Origin of the sequence: Lysinibacillus sp. BS3 (genome assembly GCF_039614735.1) — a bacterium.
In the GTDB taxonomy this organism is placed as follows: domain Bacteria; phylum Bacillota; class Bacilli; order Bacillales_A; family Planococcaceae; genus Lysinibacillus; species Lysinibacillus capsici.
Genome location: NZ_CP154860.1, coordinates 2,751,811 through 2,767,941, shown reverse-complemented (window position 1 = coordinate 2,767,941; position 16,131 = coordinate 2,751,811). Strand labels below are relative to the sequence as shown.

19 protein-coding genes are annotated in these 16,131 nt (G+C 35.7%); 2 read left to right on the top strand and 17 right to left on the bottom strand.

Features of this window, described 5'->3' with window-relative positions; translation table 11 throughout:
- Positions 1-11: 11 nt before the first annotated feature.
- The 8 genes from rplI to rpsF form a co-directional block, all read right to left on the bottom strand.
- Positions 12-458 (bottom strand): 50S ribosomal protein L9, encoded by a 447-nt coding sequence (gene rplI, locus AAJG31_RS13600; protein ID WP_004233368.1) that lies wholly within the window; start codon positions 456-458, stop codon positions 12-14.
- Positions 458-2,428: a DHH family phosphoesterase gene (locus AAJG31_RS13595; RefSeq protein WP_004233367.1), complete on the bottom strand. Its 1,971-nt coding sequence runs from the start codon at positions 2,426-2,428 to the stop codon at positions 458-460. The genes rplI and AAJG31_RS13595 overlap by 1 nt, the downstream gene beginning before the upstream one ends.
- Before the next feature lie 13 nt (positions 2,429-2,441).
- Positions 2,442-3,383 carry a YybS family protein gene (locus AAJG31_RS13590; RefSeq protein ID WP_066038355.1) on the bottom strand — a complete coding sequence of 314 codons (942 nt, stop codon included), beginning with the start codon at positions 3,381-3,383 and terminating at the stop codon, positions 2,442-2,444.
- A 462-nt stretch (positions 3,384-3,845) separates the two neighbouring features.
- On the bottom strand, positions 3,846-4,595 hold the full coding sequence (locus AAJG31_RS13585) for a hypothetical protein (protein ID WP_279493524.1): 750 nt from the start codon (positions 4,593-4,595) through the stop codon (positions 3,846-3,848).
- Positions 4,595-5,086 (bottom strand): RNA polymerase sigma factor, encoded by a 492-nt coding sequence (locus tag AAJG31_RS13580; RefSeq protein WP_016992318.1) that lies wholly within the window; start codon positions 5,084-5,086, stop codon positions 4,595-4,597. Before AAJG31_RS13580 ends, AAJG31_RS13585 begins: the two co-directional genes overlap by 1 nt.
- Positions 5,087-5,676: 590 nt before the next feature.
- Positions 5,677-5,913 carry a 30S ribosomal protein S18 gene (rpsR, locus tag AAJG31_RS13575; RefSeq protein WP_012296211.1) on the bottom strand — a complete coding sequence of 79 codons (237 nt, stop codon included), beginning with the start codon at positions 5,911-5,913 and terminating at the stop codon, positions 5,677-5,679.
- Positions 5,914-5,953: 40 nt separating this feature from the next.
- The gene (gene ssb / locus AAJG31_RS13570) at positions 5,954-6,520 is read right to left on the bottom strand and encodes a single-stranded DNA-binding protein (RefSeq protein ID WP_054548816.1); all 567 of its coding nucleotides are present in this window, start codon (positions 6,518-6,520) and stop codon (positions 5,954-5,956) included.
- A gap of 43 nt (positions 6,521-6,563) precedes the next feature.
- Complete coding sequence (gene rpsF / locus AAJG31_RS13565) at positions 6,564-6,851, bottom strand: 30S ribosomal protein S6 (protein WP_016992320.1); 288 nt, start codon at positions 6,849-6,851, stop codon at positions 6,564-6,566.
- 176 nt (positions 6,852-7,027) lie between these two features.
- Here rpsF and AAJG31_RS13560 point away from each other — a divergent pair, with 176 nt between their 5' ends.
- Entirely contained in the window at positions 7,028-7,597 is a 570-nt protein-coding gene (locus AAJG31_RS13560; RefSeq protein WP_054548815.1) for a DUF3267 domain-containing protein, read from the top strand.
- A 67-nt stretch (positions 7,598-7,664) separates the two neighbouring features.
- Here the strand turns inward: AAJG31_RS13560 and AAJG31_RS13555 are convergent, their stop codons facing one another.
- The 4 genes from AAJG31_RS13555 to AAJG31_RS13540 all read right to left on the bottom strand — a co-directional run bounded on the left by AAJG31_RS13555 (position 7,665) and on the right by AAJG31_RS13540 (position 11,063).
- Entirely contained in the window at positions 7,665-8,705 is a 1,041-nt protein-coding gene (locus tag AAJG31_RS13555; protein ID WP_279493530.1) for an acyl-CoA dehydrogenase, read from the bottom strand.
- A gap of 85 nt (positions 8,706-8,790) precedes the next feature.
- Positions 8,791-9,891 (bottom strand): redox-regulated ATPase YchF, encoded by a 1,101-nt coding sequence (gene ychF / locus AAJG31_RS13550; RefSeq protein WP_016994923.1) that lies wholly within the window; start codon positions 9,889-9,891, stop codon positions 8,791-8,793.
- A gap of 97 nt (positions 9,892-9,988) precedes the next feature.
- Complete coding sequence (locus tag AAJG31_RS13545) at positions 9,989-10,189, bottom strand: DUF951 domain-containing protein (RefSeq protein WP_048395226.1); 201 nt, start codon at positions 10,187-10,189, stop codon at positions 9,989-9,991.
- Position 10,190: 1 nt separating this feature from the next.
- Positions 10,191-11,063, bottom strand: a complete 873-nt coding sequence (locus AAJG31_RS13540; RefSeq protein ID WP_054548813.1) for a mechanosensitive ion channel family protein — start codon at positions 11,061-11,063, stop codon at positions 10,191-10,193.
- A 91-nt stretch (positions 11,064-11,154) separates the two neighbouring features.
- Between AAJG31_RS13540 and yyaC the strand changes: the two genes are divergently transcribed.
- Positions 11,155-11,787 (top strand): spore protease YyaC, encoded by a 633-nt coding sequence (yyaC, locus tag AAJG31_RS13535; RefSeq protein WP_048395222.1) that lies wholly within the window; start codon positions 11,155-11,157, stop codon positions 11,785-11,787.
- Here yyaC and AAJG31_RS13530 read toward each other — a convergent pair.
- The 5 genes from AAJG31_RS13530 to rsmG form a co-directional block, all read right to left on the bottom strand.
- Positions 11,707-12,420: a DUF554 domain-containing protein gene (locus AAJG31_RS13530; protein ID WP_048395220.1), complete on the bottom strand. Its 714-nt coding sequence runs from the start codon at positions 12,418-12,420 to the stop codon at positions 11,707-11,709. The genes yyaC and AAJG31_RS13530 overlap by 81 nt on opposite strands.
- Before the next feature lie 78 nt (positions 12,421-12,498).
- Positions 12,499-13,347, bottom strand: a complete 849-nt coding sequence (locus AAJG31_RS13525) for a ParB/RepB/Spo0J family partition protein (RefSeq protein ID WP_048395218.1) — start codon at positions 13,345-13,347, stop codon at positions 12,499-12,501.
- A complete protein-coding gene (locus AAJG31_RS13520; protein ID WP_048395216.1) occupies positions 13,340-14,101 on the bottom strand; it encodes an AAA family ATPase in 762 nt (253 codons plus the stop codon). The genes AAJG31_RS13525 and AAJG31_RS13520 overlap by 8 nt, the downstream gene beginning before the upstream one ends.
- 223 nt (positions 14,102-14,324) lie before the next feature.
- Positions 14,325-15,224, bottom strand: coding sequence for a nucleoid occlusion protein (gene noc / locus AAJG31_RS13515; RefSeq protein ID WP_004233323.1), 900 nt, complete (start codon positions 15,222-15,224; stop codon positions 14,325-14,327).
- 179 nt (positions 15,225-15,403) lie between these two features.
- Entirely contained in the window at positions 15,404-16,120 is a 717-nt protein-coding gene (gene rsmG, locus AAJG31_RS13510; RefSeq protein ID WP_279493533.1) for a 16S rRNA (guanine(527)-N(7))-methyltransferase RsmG, read from the bottom strand.
- Positions 16,121-16,131: the final 11 nt, after the last annotated feature.

Sequence of the window (16,131 nt, the reverse complement as noted above, 5' to 3'; positions counted from 1 at the left end):
ATTGTCGCTCCTTATTCTTCCGTTACATGTACTTTTAACGTTGCTGATACTTCATGATGTAGTTTTACAGGAACATTTGTAAAGCCAAGTGAACGAATCCCATCAGGTAAAGTCATTTTACGTTTGTCAATTTTAATGCCGTGCACTTTTTGTAATGCATCAGCAATTTGCTTTGTAGATACTGAGCCAAATAAGCGGCCACCATCACCTGATTTTGCTTTTAGCTCAACTGTTAGTGCTTCTACTTTTTCCTTTAATGCTTGTGCTTCAGCTAATTCGGCAGCAGCATTTTTGGCCTCTAATTTCTTTTGCCCCTCTATTTGGCTTAAAGCTTGCGCATTTGCTTCCGCTGCATAGCCATTCTTGATTAAGAAATTTTGTGCATAGCCATCAGCTACGTTTTTAATTTCACCTTTTTTTCCTTTTCCTTTAACGTCTTTTAAAAATACTACTTTCATTAGTCAGAACTCCCTTCAAAGACCTCATTTATGGCCTCTTCTAAATGTTTTTTCACACCATCGATGGATTTAGCATCTATTTGGCAGGCAGCATTCGTTAAATGTCCACCGCCGCCAAGCCTCTCCATAATTAGCTGTACATTGACCTCGCCAAGTGATCGTGCACTTATACCAATTTTGCCATCTGCCCGATGTGCAATGACAAAGGATGCACTAACATCCTTCATCGTTAGTAATATATCGGCTGTTTGCGCAATTAAGACAGAGTCATACACTTTTGATTCCTCACCTACAGCAACAGCTACTCCTGGTTTTACGAACTTAACTGTTTGCACAATTTTGGAGCGCTCTATATATGTGTCCACGTCCTCCTTCAAGAGACGTTGGACCAATACTGTATCGGCACCATTTGTTCGTAAGTAAGAAGCTGCTTCAAATGTACGTGCTCCTGTTCGAAGTGTAAAGCTTTTGGTATCAACGATAATACCCGCTAGTAATGCAGTAGCTTCTAGCATATTAATTTTTGCACGCTTCGGCTGATATTCTAGTAACTCTGTCACTAGCTCTGCTGTGGACGACGCATATGGCTCCATATAAACGAGTGTAGGATTTTCAATAAAGTCCTCACTTCGACGATGATGGTCGATTACAACCACCTTTTCAGCTAATTTCAATAGGTGTGCATCAATTACTAAATTCGGCTTATGTGTATCAACAATAACGAGCAACGATTTCTCAGTCATTTTACCAGCGGCTTCCTCTGGTGTAAGGAAATTTTCATAGAAATCTGATTTACTCTCTATTTCATTCATTAATCGTGTAACGCTACCATTTAATTCATCAAAATTGATAATGACATAACCCTTTACATCATTCATTTGTGCCATTTTCCGTACACCTACAGAAGCACCAATGGAGTCCATGTCAGGATTTTTATGTCCCATAACAAACACTTGGTCACTGTCTTGAATTAAATCGCGTAACGCATGTGAAATAACGCGCGCTCTAACACGTGTACGTTTTTCGACTGGATTTGTTTTTCCACCATAGAATTTAAGTTTTCCAGTAGGTTGCTTTATCGCCACTTGGTCTCCACCCCGTCCTAATACAAGATCAAGACTGGATTGTGCCAACTCACCAAGCTCCACTAATGAGGATGATCCAGCTCCTACACCAATACTTAATGTTAATGATAAATTCTTTTGAGCTGTTTTTTCTCGAATTGTATCTAATATAGCAAATTTTTTCTTTTCTAGCTCCGTTAAAATGGATTCATTTAATACTGCTAAGAAACGATCTGATGATATTCGTTTGACAAATACACCATGCTCTGCAGCCCATTCATTGACAATTGAAGTAACCATTGTGTTGGTTAAACTACGTGGTTGATCGTCCATGGCTTGCGTGATTTCATCGTAATTATCGACAAACAATATAGCTATTACTGTACGGTCTGCATAGTATTGCTTTTCAATGGCAATCTGTTCAGTTATATCAAAGAAATACAGTAGTCGTTCCTCTTTTTTATAATAAACACGATATTTCCTATCACGTAGTGTAATCGTCGCCTCATTAGTCTCCTCGGTCTTCATTAATACATAGATGTCATCAGATATATTTACAATACCTTCTCCAACTAATGATTCCATATTTAAAATGCCTTGCATATATGGATTAGACCATTCGATTTCATACTGCTCATTAACCAGCAGTATCCCAATTGGCATTTCAAGCAGTGCCTCTTCCCCTACTTTTTTCATACGGAAGGAGATAGATTCAATGTGCTTTTCTGTTTCCTCAAAAGCTATCTTCTCTACTTTCCATGTGTAGGCCATCAGTAAAACAAAACCTACACCATAACCGATACCTATCCCGATATTCCAAATACATAGAAGCACGAACGTCACAGTTCCAAATATGGAAAGAACAAAAAGCGGATAGCGAATTGGTCGTTTTCTAAATGTCCCCATTACAATCAGCCCCTTATTCTTTAGTCTTCCCCTTTACAAGTGAACGTACGTCAAAACCTAAATCAACAATACCGAGTAAGATCATAAAGGATGATAATGGAATTGCTAATAAAGTTGCTACCCATTTAACTCCATTTGGCATCCCCTTTTTAGAGATAAAATAATGGATAAAAGATATTCCTTGTAAAATCAGTAACAACCATAAAATATAAGAAACATTTAATACAATAATATCTAGCGTAGAGCCAGCCTCAGGACGCATGAATAAATTAATACATAAAACAATCATGTAATACCATAAAATAGAGCGTGGTAATCTCATATTTTGGAATGGAGCAAATTTTGGAACATCTACCCCTAGTCGTTTTAGAGCTGGTAAATTGACTGTAATGATAATAAATGCAGCAAAAAATGCTGAGATTGTTATCGTTGCAGGCATAGTCAGTTCAATTGTTTTAAACATTGCCTCAAGTTGCTCTGGATTAATGGCTACTTGGCCTGTTACATTCTTCGCAAATTCATTAGATTGCTCATAATTTTTACGTGCCATCTCTAAACTCATGCTTATGAAGTCAATCCCTGAAAGCTTTACATAAGCAACATAAACAATTGCCATCGAAAGGAGATTAGCAATCCCCGTTGACATAAATAAATAAAGCTTACTCTTCTTCAAATAAATGGCGTTACCCATAACGACACCTACTAGCCCTAAAATAAAGGCAAATGGCAGCATGGATATTCCACTCGTTATAGTGGTTAGGATACAGCCTACTATTGCTACGAGTATTGATGTGGAACGCTTGTAATTTGCGCTATACCAAGCAATCGGTAGTGGAGCGAATAATAAAGCTACTATAAAGATGAATGGTACATATGCAGAAATTAGCATCAAAATTGTAAAAAGTGCAACCATCATTGAGCCTTGTACAAGCGCTTTTGTTTGATTATTCGGCATTGAAAACCTTCCTTTTTTTCAGTCAAACTTACTACCCTTTATTGTACCATTTTTTCATAGTATTGAACAAAAATCACTTAGATCACTATGTACATTGTCATTATTTTTTCAATTTTAATTCGAACTTTTACCTAAGTAGCTGATAATTTTCTTTTTAACCATAACAAAAAACCAGCATACCCGATACGAATATCGTAATATGCTGGTAGTTAAAATTGATGTAAGGTCAGTTACCTTAACGTCATCAATCTTATTTATCTTCTGCTACGAATGGAAGTAATCCCATGATACTAACTAATTTAACTAAATTCAACATAAATTCCGTACCCAACAATACTACCAAGAGTAATAAGTATCCTCGTCAATGTTTGGTTTCTAATCTATCCTGTAGATTTTTCTACTAGTTCTTCTTTTCTCCAGTTAACTTAGTTCTTTGTACAGTAGTATTACATCTCGATTATTTTAATTAAGCTTTAATGAAATAGAATTTGATTTTAAAGAATTTGATTCTTGAGTTACAGCAATATCTTGTTGTTCAGAGCTTCCATCTGTATATTTTACAATGACTTTGATTATTATGTCGTCATCTATTACCAAATTGCCATCATGAGGAATTGCAATTGAATATTGATATTTATCCTGTTCATTATACTCAACTGTATAGGTATTTCCAATTTCCTTTGTACCGTTGTATATATCTGAACCAGGCGAACTTCCAATCATAAATATCTTTTCTGATAATAACCAGTCTTTGTCTGCATATTCTTTAGCTGTAAGTGTAACATCCTCTATAAACTTGCCTTTGCTAATGGTATAAGTGACTGAGTCGATATGTTCTCCACTTATATTTAGCATAAGCTTTGTAAAGATTAAATTACCTACATCTCCAGTTATATCAGTTGTACTACCTCTAGCTTCAGTTGATAATTCAAAAGTAGCTTTATCTGATGAAAGTTTGGTATTTGGCTGATTCCCATCATCACTCAATGCATAAGCTGTGATTGTAAAATTTGCGACTTGAAAGTTTCCATTATTATTGAAAAACGGAATACCTATCATAATTAACAATAGGAATCCAAATGCACAAGCTACAGAAATCCGCCTTTTAAAATTTTTCTTTTCTATAATATTGCAATTCTTTTTCACACGATTTTTCATAGTTTTTGGCATTTCAATAGTATTAACAGCTTCTTTAATCTTATCAAAGTTCATCATTCATTCTCCTTTCGATATTTTTCTCGAATAAGCTCTCTTCCACGTTGTAATCGCTTTTTAACTGCTGAAGTAGTAATGCCAAGTATTTTTGCTATTTCATCTACTTTATAGCCCTCTACATAATAAAGTAACAAGACAATCTTATGTTTATTTGGCAATCTCATAAGATGTTCAATTAAACCATAGTTTTCATCATCCTTACAATATAGTTGTAAATCATTGATATCCATATGTTTACGAATAATATTGTACCTTCTCATATTCTTGCAGCGATTTGTAGCAATAGTAATCAACCATGCTTTCTCATGTTCTGAATCGTTAAATGGTGGAGATTTAGTTAGATAGGTAATAAAAGTGTCTTGTACGACATCCTCTGCATCATTCTCATTGCATAGAATAACAAGACACATTCTAAAAAGCATATTTCCATATTTATCAACAATTCGTTCTATATCTAGTTCGTTCGACCAAACTAATTGTTGCAACATCCATCAACTCCTTTCACTTATAACACACATTAAGTTACCATTTGGTGACATTTTAAATAAAATAATTTTAGAAAATAATCTTACCTAAAAACTAATCGATGCAAAAAAATTGGAAAAATATTTTCCAATAGTCTTCTATCCGAATCTAATCTTATTATATTGTGTAATTAGAATGTCATTTTAGGTACCTATCGTTGATACTTTGCTATATCTATCGTTCTCTTAAATAAAACAAGCCCACCGAATAGGTGAGCTTGAAATAATTTTACATTTGATAATTTATTCAACCCAAGCAGATATGATCCACTGAATGCTTCATAATAATAGGTTGCTGGTACATTGCTGTGAGTTGAATAAGTTTGAGGAGAAGGGGTATCCACGTCCTTATAAAGATAGAAACCGAAAGGAGAGATTGAGTCATCTGGACAATCATCTCCTGCTAAAGATAGATTTACTTCCCCAACAATATTAGTTTCAAATTTCTCGCTTTTTTTCCTTTATAGTAACAATATTTGAGAAAACAGTATAAATAAAAAAAAGCACCACAAAGGTTATGAAAACCTTGTTGTGCTTTTATTAATAAATAAATTTTATTTATCTTCTGCTACGAATGGAAGTAATCCCATGATACGAGATACTTTGATAGCTGAAGTTAATTTACGTTGGTACTTAGCGCTAGTGCCAGTTACGCGACGTGGTAAAATTTTACCGCGCTCAGAGATGAATTTTTTTAATAAATCTACATCTTTATAGTCGATATGCGTAATGTTATTAGCAGTGAAGTAGCAAACTTTACGGCGTTTGCGGCCTCCGCGACGTGGTGCCATAGTGTGTCTCCTCCTTATCTTTTTTTATCATTTAGAAGCATTAGAATGGAAGATCATCCTCAGATACTTCTATTGGCCCTTTGCTATTCGCAAATGGATCCTCATCTACACGTGTATAATTCGGCTGATTCATAGGTGGTTGATTTTGCTGATACGAATCGCCGCCATAGGAACCCTGCCCTGGCATAGCGCCACTAAACTGTTGTTGTGGTTGACCACCGCCATATGACGGTTGGTTATTACCGTAAGTTTGTCCACCATATTGAGGAGCAGGAGCACCGCTACCATTACGGGGTTCTAAAAACTGTACGCTATCCGCCACGACATCTGTTGTGTATACTCGCTTACCATCTTGTCCTTCATAACTGCCTGTCTGGATACGACCTTCTACCCCAATTAAACTTCCTTTTCGCATGAAGTTCGCTAGGTTTTCAGCCTGTTTACGCCAAGCAACACAGCTAATGAAATCAGCTTCGCGTTCACCTTGTTGATTTGAGAATGCACGGTTTACAGCTACTGTAAATCTTGTAGACGCAACTCCATTCGGTGTATAACGTAGCTCAGGATCTTTTGTTAGTCTTCCAACTAATACGACACGGTTAATCATCAGAATACAACCTCCTTTTCAGCGTTTTGTAAAAAATTAATTATTAAGCTTCTTCGCGAACTGCAATGTGGCGAATGATGTCTTCGCTGATGTTAGCAAGACGTGTATACTCGTTGATTGCATCTGAAGTAGCGTTTACTTTTACGATTTGGTAGTAACCTTCGCGGAAGTCTTGAATTTCATAAGCTAAGCGGCGTTTGCCCCACTCTTTTGATTCGATGACTTCTGCACCGTTAGAAGTTAACATTTCGTTGAAACGTTCAACTAAAGCTTTCTTCGCTTCGTCTTCAATGTTCGGACGTACGATGTACATTAATTCGTATTTTCTCATCTGTTTACACCTCCTTATGGACTTAGGCTCTCCTAATTAAGGGAGCAAGGAGCAAGTAATTAATTATTACTCACATCAATGAATTGTAACATATAGGTACATGTCTTTCAAGTCACAAACTAATAATTCGTTATATAATGGCAGTATATTTCATTATCTATGAAAGGAGTGCCTTCATGTTAACCAACGATAAGGAGCCTATCGTTATTGAATTAGATTTAAAGAAGTTAATGATCGACAATTTTGTGATTACAAGTGGTCTTGTCATATTATTTATTGCCATTCAATATATTTGCTTTAAAGATTTCCATTTTTCTTTTTGGAAGATGATTGGTGGCACAGCACTATTTGTTGTGCTGTATATAATTTTTATTATCCTACACGAGGCTTTTCATTTAATTGGCTTTATGATTTTTGGCAGAGTTCCCTTTAAAGCTTTAAAATATGGCATAAATTTAGAGCAAGGTATTGCCTATGCAACTACTGAGCAACCTCTCCCCAACCATGCTATGAAAAAAGCTTTATTACTGCCATTCTGGACGACTGGAGTACTTCCAACCATTGTTGGGTTTTATCTTAACAGTACTGTTTTAATATTGATAGGGGCGGTGTTAATAGCTGGAGCTGTAGGCGATTTTGCCATGTATAAAGAGCTACGCAAATATCCACGTAATGCTATCGTACAGGATGATCCTAAATTACCAAAGCTGTATGTTTATCTATTGCGGGAAAAGGATCATCATTAAAATAAGACTACATAATTAAATAGAATCTGTAGATTAGAAATGAACAACTACAGATTCTATTTATACTTTAAGGAGTTAAAAATCCATGCTGGGCTGCTGTATATAAATTTCTCCAAATACGGTTAATCATAGATGTTTCTGTAATAGCATCCATACCGAGACTGCGTATTAAATTATTCGCTATCTCTAAGCAAGCAGCAGCAATATCCTTAGCCAATTGAGTAAATTGTGATAATTCCTCTTCCGTTAATTGTTCACCTTTTTGATGCTGTTGCCAAAAGACAGATAATGTTGCATAAAACTGTTCCTCGCATTGCTTGAAACGTTTATGCTGCTGCATCCATAAAAATTGGAAGGCTCCAATTCGCTCAGTTCTGCTTCCATCATGATTTCGTTGCTTCATTAAAGCAAAAGCTTCTTCTAAAAAATTCTCTGTCATCCCAAGACAAACGCCTAAAAAGGAAGCCTCTGCAAAAGTGGTAAATGGAAAGCTATGTACTGAATTGCCATAATCATTTCTGATGACCCCTAATTGAAAAGTAGCTTCCTGTGGTACCCAAACATTGTTTACACGGATTGTATGACTAGCTGTTGCCTTTAAACCCATTGCAGACCAATCATTCAAAATTTCTACATCATGTGGATTTACTGAGCAGCTAATAATTTTTTCGGTTTTGATACCATCTTCTTCAATTAAACAATTCATCGTAAATGTTGATGCATAATTAGAACCACTACAATACTTCCATTGGCCTGTTACATAATAGCCTCCAATTGTTTTTACAGCTATCCCTGTTGGATATCCACTACCTGCTATAACTGCTTCTTTAGGAGAATAGATTTTTTCACAAATTTCCTTACTGAATGTTGGAATAAATACGTTTCCACCTGTACCAATAGTAATGAGCCATCCAAAATTGCCATCAAGTGCAGACATCTGTTGAAATATCTTTACACCTTCTACTAAATTTAAATCCATACCACCTAATTCTCTTGGAGTGAACAATTTGAATAATCGTTGTTCATAAATATAATCTAAGACATCTTGTGGTAGCATCCCCAGTTGCTCAAACTCTAAACCACGTTCCTTAATTTGCACAGGATTCATTCATAAGTCGCCTCCATACATTAAAAATTCTGATAACTACGCAATCGAAAAAGGGCAACCATTTTAGATTGCCCTTGTAAGTTTTTTATACATTAAAGCGGAATAACATAATATCGCCATCTTGTACTTCATATTCTTTACCTTCAAGACGTACTTTACCAGCTTCCTTAGCCGCTGCTTGCGAACCTGCCTCAAGAAGATCATCATATGCCACTGTTTCTGCACGAATAAAGCCGCGTTCAAAGTCAGTATGAATAATACCTGCACATTGAGGTGCCTTCATTCCTTTACGGAACGTCCAGGCACGTACCTCTTGTACACCTGCAGTGAAGTAAGTAGCTAGTCCTAATAAGTCATAAGAAGTACGAATTAGTTGATCTAAACCAGATTCTTTAATTCCTAATTCTTCTAAGAACATAGCTTTTTCTTCATCATCTAACTCAGAAATTTCTTCTTCGATTTTTGCACAAATAGTAATGACCTGTGCACCTTCAGCGGATGCATACTCACGTACTTTTTTCACATACTCGTTGTTGTCTGCATCTGCTACTTCATCTTCTGAAACGTTTGCTACATAAAGCATTGGTTTAATTGTTAGCAGATGAAGACCTTTAATTACCTTTAATTCATCATCTGATAGCTCAGCTGCTCTAGCTGGTTTACCGTTTTCTAGTTGCTCTTTAATTTTTAGAAGCACTGGCTCTTCTATCATAGCCTCTTTATCTTTTTGTTTCGCCATTTTGCTAACTCGTTGTAAACGTTTATCCACAGATTCTAAGTCAGCTAGTGCAAGCTCTAGATTAATAACTTCAATATCGTCAATTGGATCTACTGCACCAGAAACGTGAGTAATGTTTTCGTCTACAAAACAACGTACTACCTGACAAATTGCGTCTACTTCACGAATATGAGCTAGGAACTTATTTCCTAATCCTTCACCCTTGGAAGCACCTTTAACAATTCCAGCGATATCTGTAAATTCAAATGCAGTTGGCACAGTTTTTTTCGGTACCACTAATTCTGTTAATTTATCTAAACGTGCATCAGGTACTTCAACTATACCAACGTTTGGATCGATCGTTGCGAATGGATAGTTTGCAGCCAATGCGCCCGCTTTTGTTATTGCGTTAAATAATGTTGATTTTCCAACGTTAGGTAAACCAACGATTCCAGCTGTTAATGCCATGGATGGACACAACCTTTCTATACTCAGTTCAAATTTTCTCTCATATAACCCTATCTATTATATTGATTCACCCAGAAAAAGTCTAATATGCCTGATGTTACGACTCCTCCGCAGAAAATAAAACCTTTTTCATTTTTTTCTCAAATTCACGACGTGGAATCATGACACTATGCTGACATCCTTCGCATTTGATACGTACATCCGCCCCCATACGAATAATTTTCCATTTATTAGTACCGCATGGATGTTGTTTTTTCATTTCAACAATATCGTTTAAACCAAATTTTTTTGCCTCCATCTTACACACTTCTCCCCTCATCTTTGCCATAGAACATCATTTTTGGATAGGCCATTGGTATATTATTTTCTTCAAAGAGTTTCGTAATATCGCGGCGTATGGTACGTGCTACTCCATATTGTTGCTGCGGTAATGTTTCAGCAGCTATACGAATGGTTACTTCTGTCCCTTTCACATTTTGCACACCTAGAAATACCGGAGCTGCAATTAATTCTTTATGCATCTTAGGCAATGTCTCTAAATACTTATTAATAACCCCTTCTGCTTTCTCAAAATCAGCATCCGTGGCCATTTGTAAATCTATAAAAATTTTGGAGTTGTTAACAGAATAATTGACGACTTCGCCTATGGCACCATTGGGAATGATGAACTGTTCACCAGTAGCACCATTAATTTTTGTTGTACGTAAGCCAATTTCTACAACTGTACCTTCTGCAGCATTTATTTTTATATAATCGCCTACACCAAACTGGTCTTCAAAAATAATAAAGAATCCAGTAATAACATCCTTTACTAAGCTTTGAGCACCAAAACCTATTGCTAAACCAACAATTCCTGCACCCGCTAATAAACCTGCTACCTTTATATTTAAGGAAGAAAGTATACCAATGATTGCAGAGAAATAAACGACATAGGAAATCACGCTTTGTAATAATCTTGAAATTGTTCGTTGGCGTCGCTCTGAGTGGCTCAATGGTGAACGCATACGGATTAAAAACACCTTTTTAATAAATTTTTTACCTAATCTTACAGCGATCCACGATACTAATAGAATGAGCAAAATTTCTATAGATGCATCAATAACCTTTTCCCAAAGATCCTCAGATGTGAGCTTGTCCCAGTATTTTTCCATTAACTTTTTATTCTTTTCCATCATTACCACCTCTTGAATAACTTGCTAAAAATTTGCGTATACTGCATAAAAATTGAGCACTTCTAAAAATAAAAAGAAAGTGAGTTTTTTTATGAATACTATACCAAATTTGTTACTACCTTATTCCCTTCATCATGAGAGTAAAAATGCTGTTTGGCAATTAAGTACATTATTTTTAGAACATATACCGTTTCATCATGAAAGACTAATTTTTTGTTGTATTGGCAGTGACCGATGTACGGGTGATACACTTGGTCCATTAACTGGTAGCTTTTTAAAAAAATCTGTTAGCTTTCCTTATGAAATTGTAGGTTCCTTAGAAGACCCTTTACATGCTCTAAACCTAGATTCTACAATGCAACAGCTACACAATCATACTACAAAACCATTCATTATTGCGATTGATGCCTGTCTCGGCAGTGAGCAAAATGTTGGTCATATTTCAGTTCAAAGTGGACCCATTTTCCCTGGAAAAGCTGTAAAAAAAGAATTACCCCCAATTGGAGACATTTCCGTGAAAGGAATCGTCAATATTGGAGGCTTTATGGAAATGCTTGTTTTACAAAATACCAGACTTCATATTTCTTATGCAATGGCTGAAAAGCTTTCAAGAGCATTATTACTGGCTGCTCATCGTTATTCACTAAAAAATGTAGAAGATAGCCACCATAATACCAACAATGACGATACCTGGAAGCAAGTTAGCAGCTTTGATCTTAGCTAAGCCTGCAATGTTTAACCCTATTGCCATAATCATAACCCCGCCAACAGCTGTCATTTCTGTAATGAACATTTGTAGTGCGGCATCAGGGATAAAGGAACTTATAACACCTGCAAAAAGAGCTATTAATCCTTGATAAACAAAGACAGGTACAGCGGATAGCATTACACCTATACCTAATGTCGAGGCTAGAATAATGGATGTAAATCCATCTATTAATCCTTTAGTAATGAGTACATTATGATCATTACGAAGACCACTATCAAGAGCACCTATAACAGCCATTGATCCTACAACAAAAATTAGTGAGGCAGTTACAAAGCCCTCTGCTATGCTAATTTGATTTTGGTCATCCCGTTTTGTACGAAATAAACTCTCTACCCATTTACCTAGACGATTCATTTGTTTATCTAAATCTAACCACTCACCTATTACTGTACCTACCACTAAACTTACTACCAATATAATAAAATTATCACTTTCAAAGCCCATTTTTATCCCTAATAATGTGACGGCTAAACCAATAATAGAAAGAACCGTAGATTTCATAGATTCAGGAAGATTTTTAAAAATGCGCCCTACTAATGCTCCTACTATAATTAACACAGCATTTATTAATGCCCCTAGTAATACCACACTTAAGCCTTCTTTCTCTCTAAAAAATAGAGAGCGCCTATTTGCTTGGCGCTCTGATTAAGTTATAGAAATATTATTTTATTCTTCCTGTATGTTTAATATTTCCAATATTCGTTCTAAATCATCTTCAGAATAAAATTCAATTTCTATTTTCCCTTTATTGCTTGTTTTCTTTATTTGAACATTTGTTCCAAAGTAGTCTCGTAATTGTGACTCCTTTGCAGTTACAAAGATATCTTTTTTCTTAGGAGGGATTGTTTCACGTGAAACTTCTTCATTTAAGTTTTGCACTAATAATTCAACTTGACGTACGTTCAATCCTAAATTTATTACCTTATTAGCCACTTCTGATATTCTTCTTTTATTTTTTAAGCCGAGTAATGCTCGTCCCTGCCCCATCGATAAAGTTCCATCATTCATCAATTTACGTACATCTTCTGGTAATGCCAGTAGCCGAACGTGATTGGCAATATGTGGTCTACTTTTTCCTAATCGCTTCGATAACTCTTCCTGAGTTAAATGTAAGTTTTCCATTAAACTCTGATAGGCTTCTGCTTCTTCAATAACAGTTAAATCCTCACGTTGGAGGTTTTCTAAAATAGCAAGCTCCATCATTTGTGCATCTGATAGCTCTTTTATAATGACAGGAATAACCTCGAGGCCAGCTAATAGACAAGCTCTGTAACGACGCTCTCCCGCAACAATTTCAAACTTGCGTGCTTTTTTACGCACAGCAATTGGCTGCAAAATTCCATGTTCTTTAATAGAATCAGCTAATTCTTGTAAACTTTCTTCATCGAAAATTTTACGTGGCTGAAATGGGTTCGCAACAATTAAATCTAATTGGATTTCTTCCACTTGACCACTGTGTTCTAAAGACTCTCCTGGAAATAATGCCCCAATACCCTTTCCTAGACCTTTAGCCATTTTTAATCACTTCCCTCGCCATCTCTAAATAAACTTCTGCACCTCTAGATTTTGCATCATAAGTGATGATTGGTTGACCATGACTTGGTGCCTCACTTAATCGCACATTACGGGGGATTATTGTTTTATATACTTTATCTTGGAAATATTTTTTCACTTCCTCAATAACTTGTAAGCCTAAGTTTGTGCGTGCATCTAGCATTGTTAATAAAACGCCATCGATATAAAGCTGTTGATTCAAATGCTTTTGAACGAGGCGAACTGTTGATAGTAATTGACTTAACCCTTCCAATGCATAATATTCACATTGTACAGGAATAATAAGCGCATCTGAAGCTGTTAACGCATTGATTGTTAAAAGCCCTAAAGATGGTGGACAGTCAATAATTATATAATCGAAATCCTCTTTCACATTTTGTAAAGCATGTTTTAAACGTACTTCTCTGGAAATAGTCGAAACCAATTCAATTTCTGCACCTGCAAGTGAGATTGTTGCTGGCACGATAGATAAATTTTCAACATTTGTTTTTTGAATGACATTTTGAACATCTTCATCATCAATGAGCACATCATAAATACAACCCTGTATTTCTCCTTTATTAATACCAAGTCCACTTGTTGTATTCCCCTGCGGATCAGTATCAATTAAAAGCACTTTCTTACCTAAGTATGCTAGGCAAGCGCTCAAATTGACCGAAGTTGTTGTTTTACCTACGCCACCCTTTTGATTGGCGATTGCTATAATTCTACCCATTTAAAAGCACCTGCTTTCATCTATCAAAGTTTACTTTGACAAATCATTTGTAAAATCACTATTTAATCCGCTATCTAACTTTCATTCTATCAAAAAATTTGAAGAGAGTTGTATAAAATATTAAGAATAAATACAAAAAAGGAGATATCTCTATTAATCTTCTGAGATATCTCCCCTGTACAGTGATAAATTTGATCATAAATTATTTTTCTAAAATAATTTATTACACTTTTTTCTTTTTAGGTATCTTCACTGTAATTTGATAGTATTCTTCTGTATCTTCTTCTTCAGTTTTCACCGTAATCCCACTTTTCGTTACCATCGTTAAAGACTGTTTGATGGTATTCAAAGCAATACGTACATCTTTACTTATAGCTTTACGTTTCGGTTTAGCTTTCTTTGGAATTGATTCTTCCTGCTCATCAGCTACAGGATGTAATATAGCCTGGATTTGCTCCTCTAACTGTCGCACATTCCAATCATTTTCAATTGCTAGCTGCAAAATTTCTAGTTGCAATGGTTGATCTTTAATAGCAATTAATGCACGTGCATGTCGTTCAGATATTTTTCGCTTCAAAATAGCTTGCTGTACTTCATCTGGCAGCCTTAATAAACGTAATTTGTTGGCTACAGTGGATTGTCCTTTTCCAAGTCTTTGGGCAAGAGCTTCCTGTGTTAGCTCATGAAGCTCTAATAATTTTTGATAGGCTACCGCTTCTTCAATAGCAGTTAACTCCTCACGCTGCAAGTTCTCTATTAACGCAATAGATGCTGTTTCCTTATCAGTTAAATTACGTACAATAGCAGGGACTTCTGTCCATTGTAGCTTTTTCATCGCTCGATAACGACGCTCACCAGCGATAATTTCATATTGATTGTCTGATGTTTTACGTACAACAATTGGCTGAATCACACCATGTGTATGAATGGTTCTTGATAATTCTTCAATTTTTTCATCATCAAAAATAGTACGTGGCTGAAAACGGTTAGGTACAATTTGATCAATAGGCAACTTTATGACTTCTTCCGCTGCATGAACCGCCTCTGCTTGTTCTACTTCATTTTTCACAATAGGCTCTGTTTTACTTCCGCCTCCAAAAAAACGTGAAAAAGGACTTTTCATCCAAGTGGCACCACCTTTAAGTAACTATCTTGCTCTGTGTCATTCTATTATTATTTATTATATTTCTTGAAATGTATATAGTTCATAGATGTCTTTTGCGTGAACCATCCATAACTAGTATGTATGCTCAAAATAGAAAAAATATTTTCCACTTTGAGAAGTTTCACATGAAACACTAATTATTGAATCGGTGTTTTATTTGGTACACCTGGCTTACGCGGATATTTTTTCGGTGTTCCTTTTATTTTATCAAATATATATAAAATGCGTTCACTTTCTTCAACAGGTAGCTTGAAAGAAAATTCCTCACTCAGTTTAACACCCAATGTTGTTAAAGCTTTTTTAGCATCCTTTAGTTCTTCTGCCCCAGCTGCGGCTTTTAAAGCAACAAAATATCCATCTTGTTTCGCTAAAGGTACACATAACTCTGCTAGAACGGATAAACGAGCTACAGCTCGTGCTGTTACCACATCAAATTGTTCGCGGTATTTTAAATTTTGGCCAAACTCTTCCGCGCGAGCATGTACAAAATGCATATTCTCTAATTGTAACTCATCACTTAAATGATTTAAAAAGGTAATTCTTTTATTTAAGGAGTCGACAATTGTAACTTGTAAATGTGGGAAACAGATTTTAATTGGGATACTTGGGAAACCAGCTCCTGCTCCAACATCACAAACAGTTATGACTTTTGAAAAATCAAAGTAAAATGAAGGACTAATCGAATCGAAGAAATGCTTTAAATACACGCCTTCTAAATCTGTAATGGCAGTTAAATTCATCTTTTCATTCCACTCAACAAGTAATTCAAAATACTTTTTAAATTGAGCAATCTGTATATCAGAAAGTTCAATACCTTTCTCTTTCAGAGCCTCAATAAATTGTTGTTCGTTCATGTAAAGTCTCC

Bases quoted from the DNA above. Each gene is read 5' to 3' on its own strand.
- AAJG31_RS13560 (WP_054548815.1), top strand. From the start codon at position 7,028: ATGTTAACCAACGATAAGGAGCCTATCGTTATTGAATTAGATTTAAAG.
- AAJG31_RS13585 (WP_279493524.1), bottom strand. From the start codon at position 4,595: ATGAACTTTGATAAGATTAAAGAAGCTGTTAATACTATTGAAATGCCA.
- AAJG31_RS13540 (WP_054548813.1), bottom strand. From the start codon at position 11,063: ATGGAAAAGAATAAAAAGTTAATGGAAAAATACTGGGACAAGCTCACA.
- rsmG (WP_279493533.1), bottom strand. From the start codon at position 16,120: ATGAACGAACAACAATTTATTGAGGCTCTGAAAGAGAAAGGTATTGAA.
- AAJG31_RS13595 (WP_004233367.1), bottom strand. From the start codon at position 2,428: ATGGGGACATTTAGAAAACGACCAATTCGCTATCCGCTTTTTGTTCTT.
- ssb (WP_054548816.1), bottom strand. From the start codon at position 6,520: ATGATTAACCGTGTCGTATTAGTTGGAAGACTAACAAAAGATCCTGAG.
- AAJG31_RS13555 (WP_279493530.1), bottom strand. From the start codon at position 8,705: ATGAATCCTGTGCAAATTAAGGAACGTGGTTTAGAGTTTGAGCAACTG.
- rpsF (WP_016992320.1), bottom strand. From the start codon at position 6,851: ATGAGAAAATACGAATTAATGTACATCGTACGTCCGAACATTGAAGAC.
- AAJG31_RS13520 (WP_048395216.1), bottom strand. From the start codon at position 14,101: ATGGGTAGAATTATAGCAATCGCCAATCAAAAGGGTGGCGTAGGTAAA.
- AAJG31_RS13580 (WP_016992318.1), bottom strand. From the start codon at position 5,086: ATGTTGCAACAATTAGTTTGGTCGAACGAACTAGATATAGAACGAATT.
- AAJG31_RS13525 (WP_048395218.1), bottom strand. From the start codon at position 13,347: ATGGCTAAAGGTCTAGGAAAGGGTATTGGGGCATTATTTCCAGGAGAG.
- noc (WP_004233323.1), bottom strand. From the start codon at position 15,224: ATGAAAAGTCCTTTTTCACGTTTTTTTGGAGGCGGAAGTAAAACAGAG.
- rpsR (WP_012296211.1), bottom strand. From the start codon at position 5,913: ATGGCACCACGTCGCGGAGGCCGCAAACGCCGTAAAGTTTGCTACTTC.
- AAJG31_RS13590 (WP_066038355.1), bottom strand. From the start codon at position 3,383: ATGCCGAATAATCAAACAAAAGCGCTTGTACAAGGCTCAATGATGGTT.
- AAJG31_RS13545 (WP_048395226.1), bottom strand. From the start codon at position 10,189: ATGGAGGCAAAAAAATTTGGTTTAAACGATATTGTTGAAATGAAAAAA.
- yyaC (WP_048395222.1), top strand. From the start codon at position 11,155: ATGAATACTATACCAAATTTGTTACTACCTTATTCCCTTCATCATGAG.
- ychF (WP_016994923.1), bottom strand. From the start codon at position 9,891: ATGGCATTAACAGCTGGAATCGTTGGTTTACCTAACGTTGGAAAATCA.
- rplI (WP_004233368.1), bottom strand. From the start codon at position 458: ATGAAAGTAGTATTTTTAAAAGACGTTAAAGGAAAAGGAAAAAAAGGT.